19 protein-coding genes and 1 pseudogene are annotated in these 26,148 nt (G+C 46.4%); 13 read left to right on the top strand and 7 right to left on the bottom strand.

Going from position 1 to position 26,148, the window contains the following annotated elements:
• Positions 1-81 precede the first annotated feature (81 nt).
• From OGY37_RS11220 to OGY37_RS11170, 11 genes and pseudogenes are all read left to right on the top strand, one after another.
• Positions 82-1,203 (top strand): annotated as a pseudogene (locus OGY37_RS11220) (undecaprenyl-phosphate glucose phosphotransferase); the annotation flags it as partial.
• Positions 1,193-2,479, top strand: coding sequence for an outer membrane beta-barrel protein (locus tag OGY37_RS11215; protein ID WP_125112809.1), 1,287 nt, complete (start codon positions 1,193-1,195; stop codon positions 2,477-2,479). The pseudogene OGY37_RS11220 and the gene OGY37_RS11215, both read left to right, overlap by 11 nt.
• Position 2,480: 1 nt before the next feature.
• Positions 2,481-3,038 (top strand): polysaccharide biosynthesis/export family protein, encoded by a 558-nt coding sequence (locus OGY37_RS11210; RefSeq protein ID WP_003826038.1) that lies wholly within the window; start codon positions 2,481-2,483, stop codon positions 3,036-3,038.
• A 2-nt stretch (positions 3,039-3,040) separates the two neighbouring features.
• Entirely contained in the window at positions 3,041-5,170 is a 2,130-nt protein-coding gene (locus OGY37_RS11205; protein ID WP_286620812.1) for a GumC family protein, read from the top strand.
• Positions 5,167-6,378: a lipopolysaccharide biosynthesis protein gene (locus OGY37_RS11200; protein WP_149608164.1), complete on the top strand. Its 1,212-nt coding sequence runs from the start codon at positions 5,167-5,169 to the stop codon at positions 6,376-6,378. Before OGY37_RS11205 ends, OGY37_RS11200 begins: the two co-directional genes overlap by 4 nt.
• On the top strand, positions 6,375-7,745 hold the full coding sequence (locus OGY37_RS11195; protein ID WP_003826045.1) for a hypothetical protein: 1,371 nt from the start codon (positions 6,375-6,377) through the stop codon (positions 7,743-7,745). Before OGY37_RS11200 ends, OGY37_RS11195 begins: the two co-directional genes overlap by 4 nt.
• A 4-nt stretch (positions 7,746-7,749) precedes the next feature.
• Complete coding sequence (locus OGY37_RS11190) at positions 7,750-8,739, top strand: glycosyltransferase family 2 protein (RefSeq protein ID WP_103285669.1); 990 nt, start codon at positions 7,750-7,752, stop codon at positions 8,737-8,739.
• Between the two features lie 14 nt (positions 8,740-8,753).
• Complete coding sequence (locus tag OGY37_RS11185; RefSeq protein ID WP_125112805.1) at positions 8,754-9,965, top strand: glycosyltransferase family 4 protein; 1,212 nt, start codon at positions 8,754-8,756, stop codon at positions 9,963-9,965.
• Position 9,966: 1 nt separating this feature from the next.
• A complete protein-coding gene (locus tag OGY37_RS11180) occupies positions 9,967-11,079 on the top strand; it encodes a glycosyltransferase family 4 protein (protein WP_286620810.1) in 1,113 nt (370 codons plus the stop codon).
• A 2-nt stretch (positions 11,080-11,081) separates the two neighbouring features.
• Complete coding sequence (locus OGY37_RS11175; RefSeq protein WP_003826052.1) at positions 11,082-11,489, top strand: hypothetical protein; 408 nt, start codon at positions 11,082-11,084, stop codon at positions 11,487-11,489.
• Positions 11,490-11,520: 31 nt separating this feature from the next.
• Positions 11,521-12,912, top strand: coding sequence for a DUF4832 domain-containing protein (locus OGY37_RS11170; protein WP_286620808.1), 1,392 nt, complete (start codon positions 11,521-11,523; stop codon positions 12,910-12,912).
• A 46-nt stretch (positions 12,913-12,958) separates the two neighbouring features.
• Here the strand turns inward: OGY37_RS11170 and galE are convergent, their stop codons facing one another.
• From galE to OGY37_RS11135, 7 genes are all read right to left on the bottom strand, one after another.
• Positions 12,959-13,975, bottom strand: a complete 1,017-nt coding sequence (gene galE / locus OGY37_RS11165; RefSeq protein ID WP_284969070.1) for a UDP-glucose 4-epimerase GalE — start codon at positions 13,973-13,975, stop codon at positions 12,959-12,961.
• Between the two features lie 67 nt (positions 13,976-14,042).
• Entirely contained in the window at positions 14,043-14,981 is a 939-nt protein-coding gene (locus tag OGY37_RS11160) for a glucosamine inositolphosphorylceramide transferase family protein (protein ID WP_284969071.1), read from the bottom strand.
• Positions 14,982-15,188: 207 nt separating this feature from the next.
• The gene (locus tag OGY37_RS11155) at positions 15,189-15,824 is read right to left on the bottom strand and encodes a carbonic anhydrase (protein WP_003826059.1); all 636 of its coding nucleotides are present in this window, start codon (positions 15,822-15,824) and stop codon (positions 15,189-15,191) included.
• Between the two features lie 154 nt (positions 15,825-15,978).
• Entirely contained in the window at positions 15,979-17,151 is a 1,173-nt protein-coding gene (locus OGY37_RS11150; RefSeq protein ID WP_149334859.1) for a MalY/PatB family protein, read from the bottom strand.
• A 123-nt stretch (positions 17,152-17,274) separates the two neighbouring features.
• Entirely contained in the window at positions 17,275-18,735 is a 1,461-nt protein-coding gene (gene nhaC, locus OGY37_RS11145; RefSeq protein WP_286620805.1) for a Na+/H+ antiporter NhaC, read from the bottom strand.
• 193 nt (positions 18,736-18,928) lie between these two features.
• Positions 18,929-19,867, bottom strand: coding sequence for a transcriptional regulator MelR (gene melR / locus OGY37_RS11140; protein ID WP_148361587.1), 939 nt, complete (start codon positions 19,865-19,867; stop codon positions 18,929-18,931).
• A 362-nt stretch (positions 19,868-20,229) separates the two neighbouring features.
• Positions 20,230-21,402, bottom strand: coding sequence for a hypothetical protein (locus OGY37_RS11135; protein WP_286620803.1), 1,173 nt, complete (start codon positions 21,400-21,402; stop codon positions 20,230-20,232).
• An 842-nt stretch (positions 21,403-22,244) separates the two neighbouring features.
• Here OGY37_RS11135 and evgA point away from each other — a divergent pair.
• Both evgA and OGY37_RS11125 read left to right on the top strand, forming a co-directional pair.
• Positions 22,245-22,859, top strand: coding sequence for an acid-sensing system DNA-binding response regulator EvgA (gene evgA, locus OGY37_RS11130; protein ID WP_008785570.1), 615 nt, complete (start codon positions 22,245-22,247; stop codon positions 22,857-22,859).
• 32 nt (positions 22,860-22,891) lie between these two features.
• Positions 22,892-26,107 carry an ATP-binding protein gene (locus OGY37_RS11125; RefSeq protein ID WP_286620801.1) on the top strand — a complete coding sequence of 1,072 codons (3,216 nt, stop codon included), beginning with the start codon at positions 22,892-22,894 and terminating at the stop codon, positions 26,105-26,107.
• The last annotated feature ends 41 nt before the right edge of the window (positions 26,108-26,148 follow it).

Here is a 26,148-nt window from a genome sequence, read left to right as displayed (position 1 = left end):
TAACGCTTACCGCTCATGGGCACCTCTCTTTAAGCCATCTTAAATGACTCTGAGGTGTCTGTTAAACCCGTGGCGATTCAGGCTGAACCTGAGTCACTGGGCTACTTAGACAGACTGCCTTCCCCTTTTTATTCAGCCATTATTTACTGGTACTTCATTCCATTACCTTTTCTTTACTACATTCGTTTTTTTATTTTTAAGTATTCAACGAAAAAGAGTATACGGGTGGCGATTATTGGTCTGACCGACAATGGTCTGGCCGCAGAAACCGCGCTAATGAATGAATACGCCAATATCACATTAGATCTGGCCTTTTATGATGAGCGCGCCTTATCTCGTTGTGGCGATGTCGTTGATAAGGTTAAAAGTCCCTTTCGTGGTCCGGTTATCAATCTGGTCGAGGAAGCCAAGAAGGGAAACATAGACGAAATCTATATTGCTTTACCGATGGTTGCTTTACATCGCATTCGTCACTTTTTGGCCATGATGTCAGACACCACCGTAGATACCTATATTGTCCCTGACTTTTATACCTACAGTAACAACATGTCCAAGTTACGCTCCATCCACAATCTGCAAACTATCGGTATCTTTAGTTCACCTTTTGAGGGGGCTGGCTCGTTTATTAAGCGGGCGGAAGATTTGGTTCTTGGCAGCGTCATTATGGTGATGATTTCCTCCCTGATGCTGGCGATTGCCATTGGTATCAAACTCACGTCCCGTGGGCCTGTTTTTTTCAAACAGGACCGCTATGGCTTGAGCGGGCAAAAAATTAAGGTCTGGAAGTTTCGTTCTATGCGCGTCATGGAGAATTCCGATACGGTTATTCAGGCCACTAAAAACGATCCACGGGTAACCAAATTCGGGAGCTTTTTGCGCCGCACTTCGCTGGATGAACTTCCGCAATTTATTAATGTTTTGCAGGGAAGTATGTCGATTGTCGGTCCCAGACCTCATGCGGTTACGCATAATGAGCAGTACCGCAAACAGGTCGAAAATTACATGATTCGCCATAAAGTTAAGCCAGGGATCACTGGGCTTGCGCAGATCAACGGGTTCCGCGGGGAAATCGATGCGCTTTATAAGATGGAAAAAAGAGTTCAGTACGATATTGAGTACATTCAAAACTGGTCGTTATGGCTGGACATAAAAATTATTATTAAAACTATTTTCAAAGGATTTGTCGGTAAGAATGCATACTAAATTACTCGTTATTACCGGAATCGTGATATCGCAGTCCGCATGGGCTGATTTAACACCGAAATCACACATTGGCTTTGCGGGGATAGACTTCCAGGGCAAGGTCGCTGTGGACTATGGTTATAATGATAACGTGTCTTATCAGCCACATAGCAGCGATGCTATCGGTTCCTCGTTTCAGAGTGCTGCGCCCGTTCTGAGTATGATTGGAGAGCGTGGTCAGGATAAGTATTTGCTGATGTACTCTGGGGATTATCGTAACTACTCAAGCGATTCTGCTGATAACTACAACGATCATTTTTTCCGTTTTAACGGTGCCTGGCGTTATGGGCTCATGCATGGCTTAACCCTCAATCTGGAGGATTCGCTTGGGCATGAATCCCGCGGCCGTGATATCACCGAGGGTTTTCTACCGAGTCAGTTTGAGCAGTATGGGATTAAATCTCCGCTGACGACGAATTTTATCAATAGTGAATTGCGCTACAGCTACGGTGCGCCTGATGGTCGCGGCAAAGCGGAACTGGCGTTGTTATACAAAAAACTGACTTTCGGTAACACCTCTGATGTTCGGGACAGCAGTGAGGACTTCTACAATTATATTCAGGAACAGGAATGGCATGAAAATAGCCTGATAGCGGAAGTTTTTGACCAATACTCATCCAGAACGCGCTTTCGCTATAGCTTTATTACTAACCAGCGTCGCTATGATAACAACTCAGATAAAGACACTAATGAGTATTATTTGCTGTATGGCCTGAAGTCGCAGTTGACGGGGAAAACCAATGTCGACATGAATATTTCATGGCTGTATAAAACATTTGAAAACAACGCAAACTCGCATGATTTTAATGGTCTAAACTGGGACATAAAAGCGGAGTGGAAGCCGTTACAGCAGTCTGTTTTCACGGCCCATTCTGCGCAAAGCATTAAAGACCCATCGGAAGTTGGGGGATATATTTTAGTGACCCAGTATGGCCTTTCTTACCAGCATTTCTGGTTAGGTACTCGTTTTTCTACTTTATTGGACTACTCATTCACTTCGGAAGACTATAAAAAACAGAACAAGGATCGGCATGATAAAGATGGCGTGTTTAGCGTCACCATGAGCTATGACTACACGCCGTCGGTTAATTTTGAGATTAAATATCAGATAGATACATTAAATTCGAATAAGGATACTGACTCGTTTTATATCGGTCCCAACGACAATCAGGAAGTCATTAGAACGTTGGGTTATGATAATTCTATGATTATGCTTAAAGCTAAGGTTCAGATCTAAAATGAAAATAATAGAACTGTGCGCGGTTTTGCTATTCAGTATCCTGTTGGTCGGATGCACAGCGTCCAGCCCGCGATTAATGGACGATCCTGCTACTGTTCAGCAGGATTACCGGCTTGGGGCGGGGGATACGGTCAATATCGCTGTTCATGGTCAACCCGATATGACGATGCGGTTTATTTTGGATAAGAGCGGGGAAATTAATTTCCCGTTTGTTGGTGCTCTTAAATTACAAGATAAAACCGTTGATCAAGTGACTAAAGAATTAACTCAACGCCTGACCGGAGATTATTTTACATCTCCGATGGTGACGGTGAGTATTGCCGAGTTCCGCAAATACTATGTTTCAGGTGAGGTAAAAAGTCCAAATGGCTTCGCCTATGAGCCAGGGCTTACCGTCGAGAAATCTATTGCGCAGGCGGGTGGATTTACAGATCGTGCTGACCGAAAAGATATCAACATTCGCCTGTCAGGGAGCAATCAGTTGCTTGAGAATGTCGATTTAACGCACTCTGTTCATCCTGGGGATGTCGTGATTATTGGCATGGGGTTCTTCTGACGATGAAACTATCAATAGTGGAAAACGGCAAAAAACGAGAAAGCAGTGTCGAATTCTCCCGCTTTGCCAAAGAGCTGAAAAAGAACGCCTGGAAAATCGCGCTGGCCGGTATCGTTGCCGGGGTCGTCGCGTATCCGTTAATCAGCATGATGTCCTCAAAGTATGTTTCAACGGCGACGGTGCTGATTAAGGCGCAGGCTGATAACGTTTCTCCGTTTCCACAGGTTGATGGTTTCGATTCAACACGCAGTGGTTACTACGAAACACAATATGCGTTGATGCATTCACGTATTGTGCTGGAGCAAGCCGTACGTGATATGAAGCTGGATGAAAACCCGGAGTTTACCGGGGAAAAAGCCGGTGCTCAGGGGGCTGATAGCAATGAAAGTCGGCAACTGAGAATGGAGCAAGCGCTGAAAACGTTATCGAAAAACCTGAATGTCATCGGTATTCGCACGACGAACCTGGCTTCCATTACCTATGAATCAACTTCGCCTCAGGTTGCGGCTGATATTGCCAACGGCGTCGCGCAGGCTTTCATCAACTATACGGTGGAGCAGAAACGTCTGAAGGTGGAGAAAGCTCGCGAACTGAATTTTGAAAAAATGGAAGAGATTCAGAAGTCGATAGCTAAGCAAAAAGACGAGATGGACAGCTATCTGAAAAATGCCGGGCTGCTGACCTTCCGCGGTATCGATGGTTTTGAAACCGAGCAGTTAAGTATCGTAACTAATCGCCTGGCCGATGCGACCCAGCGTCGGGTTGCCGCTGAATCCGTCTATAACGAGGTGAACGGGGGAGGTAAGTCCCTTGAGAGTGTTATCTCGCTGCCTTCGGTCTCTAACCACGCTCAGATCCAGGATTTGCGCATCGCGTTGATTCAGGCGCAACGAACGTTGTCCGAACAGCGTAAAGTCTATGGGCCAAAAAATCCCGCCATTTTAAAAGCAGAAGCCGATGTTCAGTCGATCCAAAGCCAGACCGGGCGGGTATTGGGCGAGCTGAAAGTCGGTTTACGTCAGCAATATCTGGCGGCGCTGGCGGACGAAAAAAACTATCAACAGCAAGTGATTGAGCAGAAAGAGATCTTCCAGAAAATGGCGTCAAAACGGGATACCTGGAACAGTCAAAAGCTGTCGTTAGATAAAATGGAAGACCTGTATAAATCGCTTTATCAACGTACTCAGGAGTTGTCGCTGTCCGGCGTGAATGCCGATGCGGTGTTATACGACCCTGCGGTACCCGCGTTAAAACCGGCGAAACCGAATAAATCTTTATTGTTGCTGATGGTGGTCATGCTGGTGGTGGTGTTCAGCATCATGTATTTCATTGTCAAAGCGGCAATGGATAACTCAATCGGTACCCTTAGTCGCATGAAAAAACGGCTCAATGTTGTTCCGCTGGGTGAAATTCGTCGTTTTAGCGGAACCTCAGGGCGCGCACAGGTGCGGGATATGATCATGAAGAACCCGCTTAATGCCGATATTGTGCACGGTATCCGTACCCGGATTATGCTGGATAATCGACCTTTACAGACGCTCGCCGTGGCGTCGACGGAGCACGGTGATGGGCGTTCTTTGTTGGCGAATCTGTTAGCGAACTCTTTTAGTTTCGACCAGAAAACACTGCTTATTGATGCAGATTTCTTTAACACTGGTGGGCTCACATCCGAGCTGGCGTCAGCTACATCCGCAGGCTTAGCGGAACTGCTGCGCGGGGAGACAGAGCTTGAACAGGCGAGGATCAAACTCAGTGATAATCTCGACTTTATTCCACACGGCAAGAACACCATCTCATCTTTACTGATGCTGTCTTCGGAGCATGTTGAACTCTTAATGCGCGAGTTGAAATCGCATTATCAGCGCATCATTATTGATGTTGCTGCCGTGAATCAGAGCCAGGATGTTCAACTGATCAAACGTGCCGTCGATGGCGTTGTTTTCATTGTGAAAGCCGGGGCGGGGTCCGCGGGACAAATCGCCAACGCGCTGGATAAGATCGAGGAAAATAACGGCGTGGTGATTGGTGCGGTGCTCAATGCAGTTGAAGAAAAGGATCTTGAGACACAAGAGGGTCTGCGTTCACTGAACTTCAGTACCGATCAACTGATGGCAACGCCAGGCCGCGTATGAGTCTACTGAAGAGCGCTTCCACAATAGCCGGTTCATCAGTCATCTCGCAGTTGATTGGTGCACTGTCTATTTGGTTGATTTCACACAAGTACGATATGGCTGAAGTGGGGCTTTATGCGCTCAACTACAGCATCGCCGTGGTGGGCGCTCAGGTGTGTACCTTTGCATCACAGCTGTTAATTCCTAAACAGCAGGATGACGAACTGGTGCAGAATGTTGTGTTTTGCCTGATCCAAAGCACGATCATTGCCTTACCGTACGCTGTGCTGACCGCGTGGCTGTTTCACCAGAACATTCTGTTCCTCTATTTACTGACGCTGGCAACGGCGTGGGTTTTAATCTCGGAAAACCTGTCACTACGCACGGCTAACTTTCGTTTTCTGATCTTCCAGCGCATTTCTGTTTCTGTGGTCGTTGTACTTTCCGTCCTTCTTACGCACCATGTACAGCTGTTTTATTGGTCGTGGGCCTGCGCGACGATGGTGCTGACCATAAGCTGTATTTTGCATTCGTTTGATATTCGTTCGGTGGCGGCCAGACATCTGCGACCCGCCAGTAATTGGCATTTTTTCAAACAGAATATTCATCACATTACCAAAGTGGGCAGCGCGGAAGTGCTGGCGATGGCCAGCAGCAATTTACCTATTATGCTGATTAACTTTTGGTTCTCGGCGCTGACGGCGGGTTATTTTTCCGTGGTTAGCCGCTTTTGCCTGGCGCCGGTGGTGATCATCGGGAATGCGGTGCGCAATACTATTTTTTCTAAATGGTCTATCGACTTCAGAAATAATACCTTCAACTATCAGGAGTATACCAGGGTACGTATGCTATTGCTGGTACTAGGGGTTATCTGTACCCTTGGGGTTTTTATTTTCTATCCGATTGTGATGCGCCTTGGTTTTAGCGAAGACTGGATAAACTCCATTGAGACGTCACGCTACATGTTGCCCTATTTATTCCCGGCGCTGGCGATAAGCCCTCTGACGGTGATAGAGCTTATTTTTGGTTCCCATCGCTATTTTCTGCGTATCCAACTGGAACAGCTGGCGATTGTACTCTTCGCTTTTGTTGTGACGCCCTATTTTTATAAAGATTATGCAACGTCGGTCATCTTGTTTTCTTCACTGACATTTATTCGCTACGCCTTCATTTATCTGAAAATGAATAAGCGAGCCAATCTCCTGAAAGACAAGCCGGTGATACTATGACGCTGAATACCGGATACTATTTACAGGTTTATACCTTTGTCACGCTGATCCTGTGTGGCCTGGTGCAATACTTTACCGGCATGCAGTCAGTGCTGTGGATACCTTTTTTCCTGACCCTGTTGATGGTGGGATTATTGGTGATGCAGACGCGTGATGGCTCCTTACATTTGGATGCCCAGGAGACGATTGTCCTGGCGTTGTACTTTTCGTTTCTGGTGCTGGCTGGAGCATCGACGCTGATTCAGGGCGGGATCACAGTCGCGATTGTGGCATTTAAAAACGAAATTGCGCTGTCGCTGGTGATGATCTGTTTGCTGCTGGGCTTTTGCCGGGAATCACAGATTTACCGCGCAACGCGCTATCTGTATTGGGTGTTTTACGCACAGATTCCGGTAATGATTTATCAGGTTTTACTGGTCGTTCCCCAGCGCGTCGCGGTGCGTGGTGAAGATGAGAAATGGGACTCCGTGGTTGGCACGTTTGGCGGTGACCCCATGGGGGGCGGGAATACTGCCGCAATGGGCCTGTTTTGCCTGTTAATTATGTTGTTAAAAGTCTCAGAATATAAGCATGGACTCACCACGTTCAAATCCATGGCGCTGCATATTGTTCTCGGTATCGGGTTATGCATCATTGGTGAAGTAAAGTTTGTCATTCTGCTATCGCCTATATTCCTGGCGTGGGTGTGGCTTTCACCGAGCTACGTCAAAGACGTTAGTAAGGTCAATCTGAAGACGTTATTGGTTATTGTGGCGGGAATGCTGTTGCTTATTAGCCTGTCGATTGTGATCCTCGCGTACTATTATTCTACGGCGTTCGGTGGCGATCCATCGAAAAGCTCGTTAAGTATTTTTATCGACTCCTTAAGCTATATTTTTGATCCGAACTACATTATGTCTACCGGTGAGTTAGGGCGCTTTACGACGTTCCTGTTCTGGTTGAAAAATAACGATCTGTGGGGGCTTTCAGGAACGTTATTTGGCTACGGACTCAATGCAACTAACAGTGGTAGTACGGTGTCGCCGGGCTTTTTGAATATTATCTACAACTTAATTCTTGACTCGACTTCCCTGAGTATGCTGCTGTGGGAAGTGGGGGTGATCGGCACGTTGCTCTTTATTAGTTTATTCATTTATATCCTGAAGGTTTGTCAGCCAAAGCCATTACTGATGCTTGAGCAACTGGACCAGCAGGATCTTCAGTTGTTGAGCTTTGCACCGGCGTTTAACGCTTTTGCGATTAGTTGCTTAATTAGCTTACCTTATAGCCAGATACTGATGATTACACCGATGTTACAATTCCTGTTCTATTTATCACTAGGATCAAGTTTAGTGATTCGTCGAACCGTCCTTCGCTGCGTAGGGTAATTGTATGGACCAAAAACCGTTTATTTCAGTGAGTATTAAAACACTCAATGAATCTAAATGTATTGAGAAGACGATTGACAGTATCCGTAAGCAGCTTATTGATTATCCACACAAAATTATTGTGGCAGATAGTCTGTCAACGGATAACACCCAACAGCTTGCGATCGATAAAGGGGTGACCGTAGTGTCCTTAACTGACCCTGGCGATCGCTGCTGTGGCGTCGGGCACCAGTTAGGTTATCTGTATAGTGAAGGGGAATATCTGCTGCTGATGGACGGCGACATGGAACTGGAAGAGGGCTTTGTGGATCAGGCGGTCGCGTTTTTGCAGGCCGAACCAGAATATGCAGGCGTTGCGGGAACCGTTGAAATGGACGATGCCGTTAACTATGAATTTAAATCGCGTAAGCAACGCATTAATAAAATCTATCCACTCGGGGATAGCGATCATCTGGGTGGCGGTGGGCTGTATCGTCGGTCGGCAATTGAAAAAATTGGTTATCTTACTAACCGTAATTTGCACGCGTATGAAGAGGCTGAACTGGGCCTGCGTTTAATCGAAGCAGGCTATAAACTGCGGCGTCTGGATATTCCTTACTTCAGCCATACGTCACATACGCTGCCGACGTTTAAGATGCTGGCGCGGCGCTGGACCAGCGGTTATTACCAGGCACCGGGTGAGCTTTTGCGTTGTAGTTGGGGGAAGCCCTGGTTTTCCCAGTCATTCAACATCGTGAAGAATGAGGCGGTATTTGCGCTTTACCTTATTCTCTTATTTGTGGCGCTGCTCAGTTTAAATATCAATGTGTTTGCCGTTGCGCTTCTACCATTACTGGCGTTTGCTTTGTTGAAGATTGTGCAAAACCGCTCGTTAACAGATGGGCTGCAAAGCGTTATTAATTTAATCGTACGCTCAGCGGGGCTGATCAAAGGTATTTTTTATCCGGTACGCGATCCGCTGACTCCGCCTAACAGTAAAATCATTCATGAATAACCGGGGCAGGCGCCATGAAAGTATTATTGGTTAACAAGTTTTTTTTCATCAAAGGCGGCGCGGAAACGGTTTATTTTCAAGAGCGCGATATGCTGAAACAGGCCGGAGTGCAGGTTATTGATTTCTCTATGCAGCATGAGAATAATTTCCCCTCGGATTATACGGATTATTTCGTCAGTAATGTGGACTACCACAAAGCGAGCAATCTGCTGGGTGGTATCAAAACGGCGGTTAACTTTATTCATAATTCGCAGGCCTGCAAAAAAATGCTGGCGCTTTTAGAAAAAGAGCGCCCGGATATCGTCCACTTTCACAACATCTACCATCAGTTAACACCGGCGTTGATTAAAGTTGCGCGCAATTTTGGCTGCAAAACGGTGCTGACTGCGCATGACTATAAGATTGTGTGCCCCGCGTATTCCATGCTGCGCGACGGCAAGGTGTGTGATTCCTGTATTACCGGAACGGTTTTCAACGCCTTCAGGTATCGTTGTCAGGAAGGTTCAGCCTCAAAAAGTTTACTGCTCTCCCTGGAGGCAACCTGGCAGTACATTGCACAAAACTATCAGGCACTGGATGTGATTGTTTCACCGAGCGTTTTTTTACGCGGTGTTTTGCTGCGCACGCTGCCAAATTCGCGCATTGATGTCATCGTCAATGGCGTTGATGATAGCCGTCCCCTGGCCGAAGTAAGCGATGAAGGCTATATGCTGTACTTTGGCCGTCTGAGCCGTGAAAAGGGCGTGGCAACGTTGTTGGCAGCGCATAAAAAAATGCGGAACAGAGCGCCGCTGAAAGTTGTGGGGCACGGTCCGTTGCATGATGAATTAGCCGCCAAATACCCTGATGTTGATTTTTTAGGTTATGTGCAACAAGGGGAGGCGCTCGATAAGCTTATTAAGCATGCGCGAGCGGTGATCCTGCCTTCAGAATGCTATGAAAACTGTTCTATGGCGATATTAGAAGCGATGTCCTTAGGCAAACCGGTTATCGGGTCGCGCATCGGCGGTATACCGGAACAAATTCGTGACGGTGTCGAAGGGATTTTATTCGAACCGGGTAATGTGCATGAGTTAGCCAATGCGATGGACGCTCTGGCCGACTCGCCTGAGAAGGCGAGGAATATGGGCTTACAAGGTCGTGCACGGTTGAGTGAAAAATATGCGCTGAGTAAACATATGGATACCCTACAGGCGCTGTATAAAGAACTGCTGAGCAGGCCATAGTATGAGTAAAAAAATAACGGTTTTTGGAACGCGTGGTATTCCCGATGTATTGGGTGGTGTGGAGACACACTGTCAGAATCTTTATCCTGCCATTAAACAGCAGTTCGACGTGGATATTTGCGTGATCGCTCGCTCGCCATATGTAAATTACAAACTATCGGTATATAAAAAAGTCGAAATCTACGCGCTGTGGGCACCCAAAAAGCGCTCGCTGGAAGCTATTGTCCATTCCGTTATAGCGGCGTTTAGGACACGTATCGACCATTCGGATATTGTGCATGTCCATGCTATCGGCCCTGGCCTTGTGATCCCACTCTTACGCGTGATGGGTAAAAAGGTGGTTTTTACCCACCACGGGCCCGATTACGATCGCCAGAAATGGGGATATGTAGCCAAAAAAATATTGTTGCTGGGTGAGCGTTGGGCGGTGAGATATGCCAACGAGGTGATTGTGATTTCTGAAGTTATTAATCAACTGATCCAGAAAAAACACGGTCGCTATGATGCGCATTTAATCCACAATGGCGTGAACGAGCCGCGGTTATTATCACAGCTCACCATCGACAATACGCTCTCCCGCTTTGGGCTGCAGCCGAAAAACTACCTCGTGGTGGTTGGGCGGTTTGTGGAAGAAAAAGGGATGCATGATGCCATCGCCGCTTATCAACACAGTGGTTTGACCATACCGTTAGTACTAATTGGCGATGCGGATCATCCGACCGAATACAGCGTGCGCCTCAAAAAGCTTGCCGCCGACACGCCAGGTGTTGTGATGACTGGTTTTTTACGTGGTGACGAACTTCAGGCGGTGTTTTCGCAGGCTAAATTGTTTGTGATGCCCTCATACCATGAAGGATTGCCCATTGCGCTGCTGGAGGCAATGTCATTTTCTCTTCCGGCCGTCGTCAGTGATATTCCGGCTAACCTTGAAGTTCAACTGCCCGCCGAGGCCTATTTTAAGGTAGGAGATGTAACCGGTCTGGCTGAAAAATTAGGCCAAGGGGCAACAGCCAATAGCGTGGACTATGGTGTATATTTGCAAAACTACAATTGGCATGAAATCGCCAAAAAGACGGTTAACGTCTACCACTCCATTGATAAAGATATAGGTTAATTTTGACCAGTCCTCAAAATCGTCCTCCTGCCATCGAACGGTTTTACGCTCACCTTGATGAGCGGATAGCGGAGGAATTGACCCCTGAACAAAAAGAAGGGGTGGAAAAAGCGCTCCTTGCTACAACCCTGACTTCGCGGCATCAGATCGATATTCGCAGAAGCTTTCCTTTTTTCAGCAAGCGTTATTATCTGGTTTTTTTGTTTGGCAGAGATTTACGCCGCCAGCATCGCCAGGAATCAACCCTGTCGAGAATGTTGCTCACTTTTTTGCTGCTGATTGCCGTGCTATTCGTCACCTGCTGCATATTGCTGACGCTGTATATGATCAAATCCGCGTTAGGTATTGATGTGTTCCAAAATTTTCACGTAGGTATCTGGGACTGGTGGTTAAGTCTGAAAGACCGCTAGCGTTAACAAATTGGTGGAGGACGTCTTTGCGATGAAGCGTAAATGGGTTTGTGCGTTGTTGTGCATGTTTTTCCCGCTGACGGTTATGGCCGCATTGACGACCGTTACCCCCAAAGCATTGACGGGCCCGTTAACCAATCCGGGGATTGGCGTGGCAAGTTTTCATCAGGGATACGGTGAAACGCTGGGGCTGGCGGACTATCCCAATACCGGATTTGAATACGAGCGTTTTTACTGGCGGGATCTGGAGCCAGTCGAAGGCCAGTACAATTTTGCGTTGGTGGATGATGCCTTTAAATACGCGGCGGCACATCGCCCTGCGATGAATGTCGGGCTACGCTTTATGGCTCTGGCAGAGCCGGAAAGCGGTTCGCAAATTCCTGACTGGCTGATTAAAAAAGGCGTGAAAGGAACCTGGACGCCGGATAAAAAGACATTTGCCCCGGATTTAGACGATCCTCTGTTTATTCAATACAGTCAGCGTCTGTTGAACGCATTTGGTAAGCGCTACGATGGTAATGAGAATCTCGCGTTTGTTGATATTGGCATGGTGGGATCGTGGGGAGAATGGCATAACAGCAACTTCCCGAACCTGAAGCCATTACTGGAGCGATACACCACGGCGCAACTGGATCGCTACGTCGCGATGCACTTTTCTGCTTTTCCAGTGACGCCAAAAACCATGCTGATAAGCGGCGGTCAAAGTCTGGCGAATGCGGTGGCGCGTGGGGCAGGATGGCGTGCGGACTGTTGGGGGGACCTGCGCGTATTTTCAGACTCCTGGAACCATATGGCTGATGATTACCCCCAGCGATTGCTGGCTGCACAGCAGAGTTATTCAGGGTTCAACGACGCCTGGAAACGTGCGCCGGTGAGTCTGGAGATCTGCTCGTATATGCAGGACTGGAAGAACACCTTTCACTATACACGTGCTGAAGTGCAGGGGATTTTTGACTGGGCGGTCAAGCAGCACGCCAGTACCATTAACCTGAAATCGAGAACGATACCCAGCGACTATCGACCGATGGTCGACGATGCGCTGACCAAATTGGGCTATCGATTTCGCCTGGCGTCCCTGAGCCATGAGTCCGTGTGGGACAGCGGGCAAACGCTGACATTAAACAGTACCTGGTACAATGAGGGTATCGCACCGATTTATCTGCCTTACATGCTGGCATTCCGGGTCGTAGACAGCGCCAATAAGGCGGTGGCACAGGGGAATTCCGCGGAGGATATTCGCCGCTGGCTCCCCGGTAAGTATCAGGTCAGTTATGCGTTATCTATGCCAGGCCGACTGGCGAAAGGGCAATACGCGATTGAGGTTGCGATGCTGGATAAGTCAGGGGCGGCGAGAATTAACTTTGCCAATGAAGGGAAGCAGAGCAGCGGCTGGTACCGGGTGTCAACAATAACGGTACGCTAGTCAGACACAGCAGCGAGCCTGACCGTCAGGCTCGCTGCTGAGAACATTAAATTTGATACCCATTCGGGTTATTTTTTTGCCAGTTCCAGGTGTCACGCATCATTTCATCAAGGTTGTAGATGGCCTTCCAACCTAGCTCTTTGTATGCCAGCGATGGGTCAGACCAACATTCGGCAATATCTCCGGGTCTTCTGGCGACAAACTGATAGTTTATTTTTGTCTGCGCCGCTTTTTCAAACGCCTCAATCAGATTAATTACGGAATAACCGACACCGGTACCGAGATTAATCACTTTGTAAGCCGCGCCTTTGTTCTGGCAATCCAGCGCGGCTAAATGACCGGTCGCCAGATCCATGACGTGAATATAATCACGCACACCGGTACCATCAGGGGTTGGATAATCATTACCGTACACAGACACGGTTTCCAGCTTACCAATCGCGACCTGGGAGATATACGGAACCAGGTTATTAGGGATACCGTTAGGATCTTCACCAATCCGACCTGATGGATGGGCGCCAACCGGGTTGAAATAGCGCAGACAGGTAATGCGAAAATCGGGTCGTGCACGTGAGAAATCGGCCAGAATTTGTTCGACCATCAACTTAGACGTGCCGTACGGATTCGTGGTACCACCCGTGCGCGATTGCTCGCTCAGCGGTACGCTTTCTGGATTACCATATACCGTGGCAGATGAGCTAAAAATGAAACGATTAACGCCAGCGGCCAGCATCTCATCCAGTAAAACCAGCGTTCCGGTAACGTTGTTTTCATAGTAGGCGAGGGGCTCTTTTATCGACTCTGAAACCGATTTGAGTCCCGCAAAATGAATGACATCGGTGATGTTATGGTCGGCGAAAATGTTTTTTAATGCCTGCCTGTCGAGAACATCGGCGATATAGACAATGGGCTCTCTTCCGGTGAGTTCCGCGACCCTGTCCAGCGAGATTCTGCTGGCGTTCGCCAGATTATCGATGACTACGACATCATCGCCTCTTTCCAGTAGCGTTAACACAGTATGTGAACCAATATAACCTGCACCACCAGTGACAAGAATTGCCATACAGACTCCAGAAAAATGCTATAAACCCGAGCGATTTTCTACCAATGCCACCCGAGAATCCAGTGAATCAGTTATTTTGCCGGGTAAGGTAAGTGTTTCTGTATTTTATCATACATTTATATGCTATTTTTTTAAAGATTGCCAACAGACTGAACTTATTAACTTTTGTATCATAAACAATATAGTTATTTGAGAAGTTCAGCGTGTGGACGCCGTCACTGTGGTTGATCGACGAATTGATTTGTTCGATCAGAGTTTCAGCAAAATTAGTGTCGTTTAGTGTCACTAATTCTTTGATATAGATTGATTTTCCATAAGTTTCAGGCGTGCACTCCTGTGTAAGGAAGTACATTTTATTTTCGACCTGATAGGAGGCACCTGCACCTCGATGATGGGGATTGCTCACCTTCAATGAGGGGGTAATCCGCTGCCATTGTCCATAAATATGATCTGCTGAATGAATAATTATTTCGTTATCCATCGTGGTGGACAACAGATAACAGGTTTCATTAATTGAGATAAATACGTTGTCGGTTAATTGGGTATCAGAGATTAAAACTTTAACTTGCTTCCAGCGTGCAGGGAACTCAATTGACTGAAACAGTATTACCTCTTTTCTTTCTGAAGACTCGGGGATCATGAACAGTTGATCGTTGATATGTATCAGATAAGGGAATGACAAATGACACTGTAAGTCGTCAAAGCCTTCAAGCCTAATATCTTCAAGTTCAACCAGTTCACGGTCAAGAACGCGACATCGTAGCGTGCCTTTTGAGTTGCGAAAGCTAAGAGCTTCATAGAAAACATACAGTTTATCGTCTTTTTCAATCAGAAAAGGATCGGCCTGAAATGTATATTTCTTTTTTAACTGCTGCGCAGTGGATTTGCTTAATATCTCCAGAGTGTTGTCGGGGAATGAGTGTGTACCATTATCCTTAATAAGCATGATGTCCCACGACTCATGATAAAATAACTTATCCATTATTCTTTTTATTTTTGTTTGCATTTGCACCTGATCCTTTTTATCGCCAGCACCATGTATGAACAGCTGTTTGCGACTCAGTGAATGAGCCTGTCGCAATGTTGTATAAATGTGCGAAAACCGATGTGGAACACCAGTGGCTACTTTAAAACTAGTCGCAAGCCCGTTTTTTGTCCACTAACAGAAATAGGGAGAGGAGATGTCCAGAGCATCCTTGCTCCAGTGGGGGAATTACTCGAAATGCACCTGCGGGTTATCTGCAAGGGAAACGTAGGTTTTGCTGTTTTTATCCAGGGTACGGATTTCACCGCTTTCGATGTCATACACCCAACCGTGCAGACGAAGCGCATTATTGCGCAGCCCAACCGCGACACAAGGATGCGTTTTAATGTTGTTAAGCTGTGCGATAACGTTCTCTTCCACCATGGCATTAACTTTATCGATTGGGTTATCCCAGGTTTTTTTATCGACCACGGCTTTCGCGGCATCGGCATAGTGCAGCCAGTGAGCGACAGCGGGCATCGGATCCAGGGGCTGGCTATCGGCAATGGCTTTCATCGCGCCACAATTGGAGTGACCGCAGATGACGATATCCGTTACGCCAAGTGCGACAACCGCGTATTCGATGGTTGCGGATACACCACCCGGTTCCGGACCAAATGACGGTACGATATTACCGGCGTTGCGGATAACGAAAAGCTGTCCTGGATCTTGCTGAGTAACGAGTTCTGGTACCAGGCGGCTATCGGAACAGGAGATGAAAAGTGCCTTAGGATTCTGGCTGGATGCCAGGCTGCGGAAGAGTTCCTTGCGTTGAGGGAAAATCTCTTTTTGGAAGTTGAGGAAGCCCTCGATGATATGTTGCATAGCAGTGTCTCTTGTCTCTGTTTAAGCAGGTTATGATGAAGATCACACTTTCCAGTTTAACACCAGCCGACAGAAGGGAAAGACTTTATAGCAGTTCAGCAACATCTTTGGATAATTTTGCCCCACCGTGGCAGGGCAAATCGTGTGATGTACGCTATGCGTTTTGCCATTTCTGGTATGCCGCTTTTAGCCGGTTCATCGCTTCTACCAGTACCGGGCGTGGGCAGCCAACGTTGAGTCTCATGTGCCCCTCTCCACCGGGACCATATTGCGCCCCAGGTGACAGGCCAAGCCTGGCGTCATGCACAAAAAAAGCGCTTAGCTGCTCATCGCTGAGATCCATTTTTTCCGCATTCAGAAACAGAAGATACGACGCGCCGCCATACACAATGGAAATCAAGGGACAGTACTTTTCGATTTCACTTTTTACAAACGCTACATTGTCGGCCAGATAGGCCAATAATTTCTGGTGCCAGTCGGCGCAATGGGTAAAGGCGCTGTAAATGGCCGCCTGCTGCAATGAATGGGTCTCTGCAAGGTAGCAGTTATCCAGAAAGTGGTAGAACTGATGGCGTAATTCATCATTCTTAATAATGGCGATTCCACCCTGGATCGCCGCCGTATTGAAGGTCTTGCTGATGGAAGTAAGCACGATTGACCGACTATCTGGCGCTTCATCAACAGTAAAAAACGGCAAATGGCGCTTTCCTGGAAGGGTTAAATCACTGTGCACTTCATCAGACAGAATGATGACGCCAGCCTGCTGGCAATAGTGGCTTATTTTTTCCAACGTTTCCCGCGACCACACCATTCCACCTGGATTATGCGGTGAAGGGAACAAAAACATTTTGCACTGCTTGAGTTTCTCGCTGAAATCATGCCAGTCAAATTCATAGTGCCCGTTTTTCTCAATGAGGCGCGTCTGAATCAAATTCCTGCCGCTGGTGTTTACCAGATTAGGATAGGGATCATAGATTGGCGTACAGGTTAAAATATTATCGTCTGGACGGGTAAGCGCCATTAAAGAGAGTACGATAGTTTTTATAACACCGGGAATAAAATGTAACCAGTGTGCCTTGATATCGGCATCATACTGTTGTGCATACCAATGAATAACAGATTCTTTCCATTGTGGATAATCCAGGTTATAGCCTTGCACAGGCTGCGATACCACCGAACGCAGCGTGCTCATGATTGGCTCTGGTGTCGCAAAATCCATATCTGCAATCCACAGCGGTAATACATCGGTGGTACCGTACATCTGTTGTAATTGCCCGTATTTGCGACAATTAACATCCCTTGTGACAATATCATCAAACAAAGACATTGTTGACTCCTGGAAAGTCTCTGAAAATAGTATAAGCAACGCAAAAGCGAAGAATGTTTATGTATATCTAATGGATATATTTAATTTACCCTGGTGATAGCTAAGATTTAGCTATTTAGTAGTTTATGATTTTTGCTCAACCATATTCTCAGTGGCTTCATTGGGCTCATATTTAGCAATGCCAATACCGGTTGCCGCCCACAGTAGGGCAAAGATGACGCCGCTGTAACAGAGGATTGCCCAGGGCAAATAATCAAGCGTGGCAACGCCCAGCATAGTGGCGCAATAAACGCCTGAGGCAGACCAGGGGATAATCGGTTCGACAACGGTTCCGGCATCTTCAGTGGTTCGCGAGAGGTTTTTTGCCGCAAGACCTCGTTTTTTGTACTCCTCTTTAAAGGCATCACCGCACAGCAGCAACGGTAAGGTCCCATTTGCCGTGCAGGCACAGATGGTAAATGTCGTCACAATCGTGGTAGCCACCAGGCGGAATGTGGATTTAACGCCTTTTGTCAGCGCGTTTATCACGGTGTGCAGAGAGCCTGTCGCACTCATTGCCCCGGCAAAGCTAAAGGCGCTGAAAACGGTAACGAAGCTGCTAAACATTGAAATAGCGCCGCCTCGCTCCAGTAAGCGGGAAACATCGGAAGACAGTGTCGGCAGATTATCTCCGGTAAGCATTGCGAGCTTAAAGCCACTGACAACGGATTCGCCGACAGAGGATGCCGTGAATTGCTGAAAGACTAACGCCAAAATCATTGAGACTATCGTAGATAAAAAGAGCATCGGAATGGGCGGTCTTTTTGACAGTGAGCCATATAAAACGATGATCGGCGGGAGTAGCAGCAGAATATTAAAGTGATAAATCTGACCAATAGAATTCATCAAGTTGGTAATGTTTTCTGGCGCGCTGGACGAGGCATCAATGCCCATGCCCATATAGCTGTAAACGACGCAGCAAATAATAAAACCCGGGCCGGTAGTCCACAGCAGGTGGCCGATATGCGTGTACAGGTTTACCCCGGCAGCCAGTGCAGCCATGTTGGTTGAATCAGAAACCGGTGAGAGCTTATCACCAAACCAGCAGCCTGAAACAATAGCACCAGCGGCAATAGGCAGCGAGACATTCAGACCAATCGCTACGCCAATCATGGCAATACCAACGGTCCCGATAGAACCCCAGGAGGTACCGGTGCATACTGAGATCAGTGCTCCCAGCATAAATGCCGAGATATAGAAATACTGCGGGTTAATCCACTTCAGACCATAATAAATCATCATTGGAATAGTGCCTGACACCATCCATGCGCCAATTAAGAAACCGATACTGGCGACGATTAAAATGACCGGCAGCGCTTCAGATATTTTATTACAAATAGATTGTAGAATGTCATCCCACGTATAGCCGTGAGCGATGGCGATAAACGAGGCGGTTGCCGTTCCCATCAGGATCATGGGCTCAGCACGAATATTGAAGATAAAATATCCGACACTAATCCCGCCCAGCATGACTACCATGGGTAAAACTGACCAAAAGAAAGACAATGGCTTTCTGTTGTTGGCGGTGCAGTTATTTAATTCCATAATTCCATCCCAATCGTTAATGGTTGAACACGTCAAATAAATACCTGCTACAGGTCACTCATGTCTGAGTGACATAGTTGCCAGAGCTCATGGCTGAACCCTATTTTATTAACTGCTGCAGATTATATTTTTTGACCTGCTATTCTGGTGCTTATATTTTAGTAGTAAGGTAAGAGAACGTTTGGCGAATAAATTACCCCTCGGTATAAGGTGAATGATTCCGGCGTTGTTGACTCAGTTTGCGATACTGCTGCGGCGGCATGCCGACGTATTTATGGAACGAGCTGTAAAATCGACTGCTGGAGCGAAAACCTGCAATTGTAGCGATATCCAGAATTGTTTTATCCGTATCGCTGAGTAAAGCCCGAACATGGTTGATGCGCATCGCGGTAATATACTGTTTCATCGTCAGTTGCATCACCCGATGAAAAATACCCATCGCATAATTGGGATTGAGCTTAACGTGTTCGGCAATAGCATCAACCGTAAGCTGTTTGTCGCAGTTGGCGGCAATAAACTCCAGCATCTGGCTGACGTAAAACTGTGAATGTCTTGAAATACTGTTTTTCTGGGTGCGCGACGTTTTGTTACCCAGTACCGGCCGCCAGCCAGCGAGGCTAAAGCGCTTGAGCATTAGCGCGATTTCATCAATGGCTAACTGGCGAATTTGTTCGTTATCGCTATTGAGTTCATTCTGCCAACGCTGCACTTCAAACGCGCTCAGCTGCTGCGAAGCCAACGAAGTAATCACCATCCCGTGGGTCACGTGATTAATCAGTTCCCTGTCCAGCGGCCAGGACAAAAACAGATGCATCGGTAAGTTGAAGATAGCCATCTGTTTACAGTGCCCGGCATCCGTGAGTTGGTGGGGAGTACAGGCCCAGAACAAGGTGATAAAACCCTGTTTGCTCTTCACCACTTCGTCATTAAAAAGATACTCCACATCACCATCAAATGGTACGTTCACCTCAACCTGGCCATGCCAGTGGCTGTAGGTCATGGCCAGCGGCGCCCGTAGTTCGACATCCATACGCTGATACTCTGAATAGAGCGCCAGCGGACTTCGCGACTTTTTCTCATAGCTGCGACACATATGTGGGTCGAGCGGCAGCTGCGGGGTACTTTTTGCCATTATGGTTGGGTTCCTGGATAGTGATTCCGGCCATGGGGTAACGCCAAAGCATGAACATAGCTTAACCGAAAAAAAACGTCGTTTTCTCTCCATTTTCGCGAAATTATTCCCAAAAACTCAGATCCTGTGCCTGTCACTTGCCAATCTGAGATATCGGGAATGGTGAGCTTTAATCTTAAAAGCGCTCAATCATAAGGGACGTTGCTGTACCTGACGGGGGTTGCGCGGCCATTGTCGTTTTTCTACCGTCAGCGGCGGTGAGCAGGTAAGGGGGAAGATGGCTGTCTCTTGTGGCTCTGCTGTTCCAGAGCCACATTAAGGATGACGGAAATAAGTGATTTAGAGCCTATCCCATTAGGCTCTTAGTGGAAACTCAGGAATCGGTTGGAAAGAAATGCAGAGGATCTTTTAATCGTTTTCTCTAAGGAAAACAGTATAGGATTTTGTAAACTACAAAAATGAGATGTTTTGTTATCTCTTTTATCTATAACAGGAAAGGGGTAAAAAACCTTATTTTTAGGGAAGCATTCTGTATAAATGCTCATATGGTTTAATACTTCGCTGTTCAATGGTTTGGCCTTGTTACATATCTCGTTGGCGAATGCACTGCATTTGCTGCAATTACAACGACATGCAGAATAGTCAGTCGAGATGAGGGAATCATTATTGCCAATATTAAATCCTAACTTTCCTCGCCGGATATAAGCATCCATTATTCCACTGGCTTCATATTTTAGCAGTAATCCCTCCCGTTCACTCCGCGTTAAAGATGGCGATAATATATAACTCAGCAACAAGGTGGTTCTTTCATTTATGGATGGATATATATTTAACTTGTTGATCTGTTTCGTCTTAATGATGAAATAGGACGCGATGACAAAGCCAAGGCATCGAGCGGTGCTCATCTGCAGATCCCAGTTGTCTTTTTGTACGGTATATTCGTATGTTACAGGCATGAGTGAATGTTCGTACGCTAAAAAGTCGGCAATAAACTCCATGGTCCTGATATACGGAAGTTGGTTGCCATTCATCTTGATGTATTGATGTTGGTAACACATCAAATGAACCAATTCATGAAAGAAAACAAAGTTCATAAAAGATCGGGCGGTGTTAAGAGAAACCTCTACTGAATGTATGTCAACGCGATTGGCTATAATGCATAGTGCTGTATCGGCTAAGGCTGTGTGTTTAAATATGGAGGCAAGATCGAGACTGATGTTTAAGTTGTATACTCCCGCAACAATAATTACCCATGAATAGAATCTGTGATTAATTGCAATATATGCAATATCTTCGTGGATAACTATCTGGATTAATGGTTCATTTTCGTTAACAAAACCCCATACGGTTTTGTTCACCGGGATGAGTGAGTCTTTACCCAGCCATGCTTCGATCATCAAATCCAGCTCAGTAAATGAGTACCATGTAATATCGGTATCAATATCTTCAGGTGAACACCAGGATTGATAAGGCCATGCGTCAGGCATTGTGTCAGGGAATACAACATTGTTTAATGATTCTCGTATTTGATTCATTTTGCTATACGCCATCAATCAATTGCTTTGCTTACTACCAGAAGCGAAACGTAAGTTGCTGTTCTGGTAACCTATTTTTCTCCTTAGAATGTGAAAGTGGTGCTTTTAACGTTGGCCGGTTTTTCTTCCCGCCAGGTTGTGCCAGTGTACGATCCCTCTGTGTTTACAGTTTCTCCAAAATTCAGGTTAGTAAAATTGTTATCACCCGAAAGTATGAAAAAATGCGCTATCTTATTTTTTTAGCAGCGCATCGATGTAACCTGGAAATTTGAAAGTGCGCTGTTTCTGCTTTATTTAAGCATAAAGACAAGTGTAGGATAATTTCATATAGAAATAAAATTAACAAAAAACGGTCGTAGGCAACGTATTGAAAAATAATATTTGTTTGTAATGTAAAGTTGCTGGCATAGAAATATGCATGGGAATGTTCAACGTAAGCGGCTATTTGATGGCGGCTTTCCACTATGCCACCCTAACGGAATGTTCGTCAGATGAGGGGCATTTTCCGTATTTTTACGGTTCTAATGATTACTACGCTATTGATATTAATAACTTTGTTAAGAATGAACCCTAATAAATGAAAGGCCTGTCCTACATGTGTAGGAATTTTCCTTTACGTTGTGTTAATGATTTGATATTCACAAAGGTTCAAAGTTTAATTTTTGTAAATCAAAATGTTATTTTTATGATTTATTCATTCGAATTATGAAAAAATAATAAAATATACGCGTGGCTATGCTAGAATTTTCCTCTTAAAGTCTTGCGTTTATAAAACATAATATTGAAGACTCATCTGCTCTATAGCCATCGCCTCTCTTTATTTATCGGGATTCTTATACGCAATGAACGCGATAATCGTTGACGATCACCCATTGGCTCGCATTGCCATCCGCAACTTACTCGATACCAATGGTATCGCTGTGACCACCGAACTCGACAGTGGGGATCAAGTGGTTCAAACCGTTGAAAAAACCAAACCGGAGCTGTTGATTATCGATGTGGATATTCCGGGTATCAGTGGCATCGAAGTGCTGGAGCAGCTGAGAAAGCGGCACTATGCTGGTGTAATCATTATCATTTCAGCCAAAAATGAATTTTTTTACGGCAAACGTAGCGCCGAATACGGTGCCAACGGATTTGTGAGTAAAAAAGAAGGTATGAATAATATTCTTGCCGCAATCGAAGCAGCAAAAAATGGCTATAGCTATTTTCCCTTTTCCCTTGAGCATTTTACTGGTTCATCCGTCAGCGAGCAGGATAAGCTTGATACGTTGTCGAACCAGGAAATGAGAGTATTGCGTTATATCCTTAATGGCATGGATTACAGCACAATTGCCAGCAAAATGAATATCAGTAATAAAACGGTAAGTACCTATAAAAGCCGGTTGATGGAAAAATTAGATTGTTCATCATTAATGGAAATTTATGATTATGCGCAGAGAAATAAAATAGGATAGAGTAATGCTGGAACGCTTTTTTATTTTTTTTGATGGTCATCTTTACCATCGGGTTGTCTACGGGTGTAAGCTCAGCTCGGCAAGTTGAGCTAAAAAGTAACTATAATACCTCAGTGCAAAATATCGGCTTGAACAGGGAAGAAACAAACTGGTTAGCGCATAAAAAAACCTTGGTTGTTGGCACCTGGTTACCGGAAGTCTCCCCCATTGTTTATCAAAATAGCGGTGAATATTATCGGGGCGTCAACGCGGATTACCTTGCGTTAATGCAAAAGAACCTCAATCTAAAAATCATTATAAAGCAGTATGATAATGAGCAAGAGGCGCAGGCCGCGCTCGCCAATAACGATGTTGATACGCTGATAACCCAACTGTCACGACGCCAGGATGTTGGCGGAAATCTGTTGCGCACTTCGGCATTGCTGACCACATGGCCGACGCTTGTAACATCGCTAAAAAACACTCTGCTGCCGCTGACCACGAACCATCAGGTTAGCGTCGCGTGTGTGCGGGATTGCCCTTTTCTCGATGTTATCCAGGGGGCTTTTCCTGAGGCTAAAGTCTCATTTTATGACGACGAGTATCAGGCTATGGCGTCGGTAGTGAATGGCGATAACCAATATTATATTGGTAACAATATCACCAGCAGTCATTGTATCTCTCGATACTTCTCACAATCACTGGTTATTACGCACTACTTTGATAAGCAAGAACAATATAATTATTTTGTCGTTAACGAAGATCAGCCTGTATTAAGAAATATTCTTGATGGTTTCATTACGTCAATCAGTAATGAAATTCATATGCAAGTCATGCAGAACTGGCTGAACCGCGGCAACCTTGCCTATCTGAATGCGCCTATTCCTTTCACCGATCAGGAAAAAGCGTGGTTGAAGAAAAAGCATGTTATCCGCATTTTAATCAACCCAGATTACTCGCCCTATACGCTGGTCGATCGCAGTGGTGAGTTACGCGGTATTGTTGGTGATTTGCTGAATATTATTCATCTGCAAACGGGGCTCGATTTTGAACCCATTTTAGCTAGCTCCAAAAGTGAGCAGACAAAGCAAATAAGCGGCGAACAGTGGGATATGTATCCCACTATCACGCTAACTCATCAAAACCCGAGCAATTCGGCCTTTAGCGATCCGCTGATGAATGTGGCATTTGTGATGATCACTTCCCGTGAGGAAACCGCCAATTCGCTACTGGAGAAGCCGATACGCATTGCTTTGCCTGCCGGGCATGTGCTGGAAAGCGAGCTGAAGCAACGCTATCCGCAGGCCACTTGGGTGAATGCGGATACTGGCAGTGTTGCGATGGCCATGGTCAAGGAAGGCAGCGTTGATGCGGCAATCGCTACCGAATTGTCGGCAAGATTTATGGTCGATCATTACTACCAGAAAAATATGCACTTTTTTAGGCTTCCAGATATGCCTGGTGCGTCGGTAAGTTTTGCAATCTCTCCCCGCGAGCCGATGTTGAAGTCTGTTATGGATAAAGCGCTACAGGCCATACCGCCACGTGAAATTTTGCAGATGACGGAGAGGTGGTCGAAAATTTCCAATACGCAGGTCGATTTCTGGAGTCGATATAGCAAACAGTTCTATCAACTGGGGATATTCGCGCTGCTGCTGATAGCAATTAGCCTGATCTGGGGGATCTCACTCTCCCGTGAGGTAAATAAAAGGAAACAATCGCAGCGGCTACTGGAAGAGCAGCTTCATCTCAAAGAAGCATTATCTCAAGAACTGGAAAACGAAAAGAATAAAGCGATTGAAGCAACCAAGGCCAAAAGTCGCTTTCTGGCGAGTATGAGCCATGAGTTACGTACTCCGGTAAGTTCGATTGTTGGCTTTGTGGAATTACTGTCGAGTTCAGAACTCAGCCCGGCACAGCGAAAAGAGGCGATTGCCCTTACCGGGGCGACGGCCCAGTCATTGCTTGGGCTGATCGGTAAGATTCTGGATGTGGATAAGATTGAGTCTGGTAAATACCAGGTTGTTCCTCAATGGACAGATCTCTCGCAGCTCATTGAATTGCAGTGTCACTCTTTCGATGCTTTAGCCAGACAGAAAAGCATTACGCTTGCCTGCGTTAGCCAGTTGCCAGCAAACGAGCGGGTATTTGTCGATCAGCAGGCTTTGCGGCAAATTCTCACCAACCTGGTGGGTAATGCGTTGAAGTTTACCGAGCAGGGCAGCATTCATGTAACGGCCCGTTTGACGCCTGATGGGGAGAATCACGGTACCCTGACCATCGCCATTAGCGACACCGGTTGCGGGATTAGTGAAGAGGAGCAGGCGGGGTTGTTTCAGCGTTACGCTCAGGGGCGGTGTGGGCGTCAACAAACCGGTTCTGGTCTGGGGTTATTTATCTGTAAAGAACTGGTGACGCTGATGGGCGGGACGCTGGAGTTGATGAGCGTCCCGTTGCAAGGAACCACGTTTACCATAACGCTGCCGGTTGAAACGGCTCGACAGTCAATTGTATCGGATGGCGATGCGCCAGGTACTCTGTTACCGCTGCCGTGTCTGTCTATTTTGATAGCTGACGATAATCCAACCAATCGCCTGCTGCTCAAGCGACAGTTGAATGCCATTGGCTACAGTGTGGATGAAGCGTGTGATGGGGAGGAAGCAGAAGCCAAACTGGCGAAAAAATCGTACGATCTGCTGATAACCGATGTAAATATGCCGAAAAAAGACGGGTTTGATCTCGCGGCTTCGCTACGTCGTCAACAGCCGAATTTACAAATATGGGGACTGACGGCCAGCGCACTTCCACAGTCACGCGATCGATGCCTACAAAATGGTATGAATTTGTGCCTGTTCAAACCTGTGTCGATTCAGACACTGACCCATGAATTGAGTAAAATCGAAACCGGTTATTCGTCTCCTTGTACAATCCGGCATTTGAAATTCAATGTGTTGACGGAAAATACCGGCGGCGATCGCGCACTCATGAACGAGATTCTCGAGACATTTCGCGAGGCAACGCTGAATGATATACAAGCGGCTGAGAAAGCCGTTTTGCAAGATGAGCCTCAGCTGTTTTTGCGAGCCCTTCACCGGTTGCATGGCTCGGCGCAAATTCTGGGTATCACTGCGCTACAGAGCCTGTGCGAACCTTTTGAATCCAGACGACATGACGATCTTCCTCTGGCAGTACGCGAGGAGGCATTGCAGAAGATTATTGCTGTTATGCGGGAAATTGAGATTGAGATAGACAGTCTGATTAGCCATTAATCCCCCTGATCGGGTGGCCGTAGCTGCCCGATCAGGAGAGA

Source organism: Citrobacter sp. Cpo030 (assembly GCF_030333005.1).
Taxonomy (GTDB): domain Bacteria; phylum Pseudomonadota; class Gammaproteobacteria; order Enterobacterales; family Enterobacteriaceae; genus Citrobacter; species Citrobacter portucalensis.
This window is presented reverse-complemented; position numbering and strand designations above follow the sequence as displayed.

What these genes read in the sequence shown, in the direction of transcription:
- OGY37_RS11215 (WP_125112809.1), top strand. Translation starts at nt 1,193, where the DNA reads ATGCATACTAAATTACTCGTTATTACCGGAATCGTGATATCGCAGTCC.
- OGY37_RS11210 (WP_003826038.1), top strand. Translation starts at nt 2,481, where the DNA reads ATGAAAATAATAGAACTGTGCGCGGTTTTGCTATTCAGTATCCTGTTG.
- OGY37_RS11205 (WP_286620812.1), top strand. Translation starts at nt 3,041, where the DNA reads ATGAAACTATCAATAGTGGAAAACGGCAAAAAACGAGAAAGCAGTGTC.
- OGY37_RS11200 (WP_149608164.1), top strand. Translation starts at nt 5,167, where the DNA reads ATGAGTCTACTGAAGAGCGCTTCCACAATAGCCGGTTCATCAGTCATC.
- OGY37_RS11195 (WP_003826045.1), top strand. Translation starts at nt 6,375, where the DNA reads ATGACGCTGAATACCGGATACTATTTACAGGTTTATACCTTTGTCACG.
- OGY37_RS11190 (WP_103285669.1), top strand. Translation starts at nt 7,750, where the DNA reads ATGGACCAAAAACCGTTTATTTCAGTGAGTATTAAAACACTCAATGAA.
- OGY37_RS11185 (WP_125112805.1), top strand. Translation starts at nt 8,754, where the DNA reads ATGAAAGTATTATTGGTTAACAAGTTTTTTTTCATCAAAGGCGGCGCG.
- OGY37_RS11180 (WP_286620810.1), top strand. Translation starts at nt 9,967, where the DNA reads ATGAGTAAAAAAATAACGGTTTTTGGAACGCGTGGTATTCCCGATGTA.
- OGY37_RS11170 (WP_286620808.1), top strand. Translation starts at nt 11,521, where the DNA reads ATGAAGCGTAAATGGGTTTGTGCGTTGTTGTGCATGTTTTTCCCGCTG.
- galE (WP_284969070.1), bottom strand. Translation starts at nt 13,975, where the DNA reads ATGGCAATTCTTGTCACTGGTGGTGCAGGTTATATTGGTTCACATACT.
- OGY37_RS11160 (WP_284969071.1), bottom strand. Translation starts at nt 14,981, where the DNA reads ATGCAAACAAAAATAAAAAGAATAATGGATAAGTTATTTTATCATGAG.
- OGY37_RS11155 (WP_003826059.1), bottom strand. Translation starts at nt 15,824, where the DNA reads ATGCAACATATCATCGAGGGCTTCCTCAACTTCCAAAAAGAGATTTTC.
- OGY37_RS11150 (WP_149334859.1), bottom strand. Translation starts at nt 17,151, where the DNA reads ATGTCTTTGTTTGATGATATTGTCACAAGGGATGTTAATTGTCGCAAA.
- nhaC (WP_286620805.1), bottom strand. Translation starts at nt 18,735, where the DNA reads ATGGAATTAAATAACTGCACCGCCAACAACAGAAAGCCATTGTCTTTC.
- melR (WP_148361587.1), bottom strand. Translation starts at nt 19,867, where the DNA reads ATGGCAAAAAGTACCCCGCAGCTGCCGCTCGACCCACATATGTGTCGC.
- OGY37_RS11135 (WP_286620803.1), bottom strand. Translation starts at nt 21,402, where the DNA reads ATGAATCAAATACGAGAATCATTAAACAATGTTGTATTCCCTGACACA.
- evgA (WP_008785570.1), top strand. Translation starts at nt 22,245, where the DNA reads ATGAACGCGATAATCGTTGACGATCACCCATTGGCTCGCATTGCCATC.
- OGY37_RS11125 (WP_286620801.1), top strand. Translation starts at nt 22,892, where the DNA reads ATGGTCATCTTTACCATCGGGTTGTCTACGGGTGTAAGCTCAGCTCGG.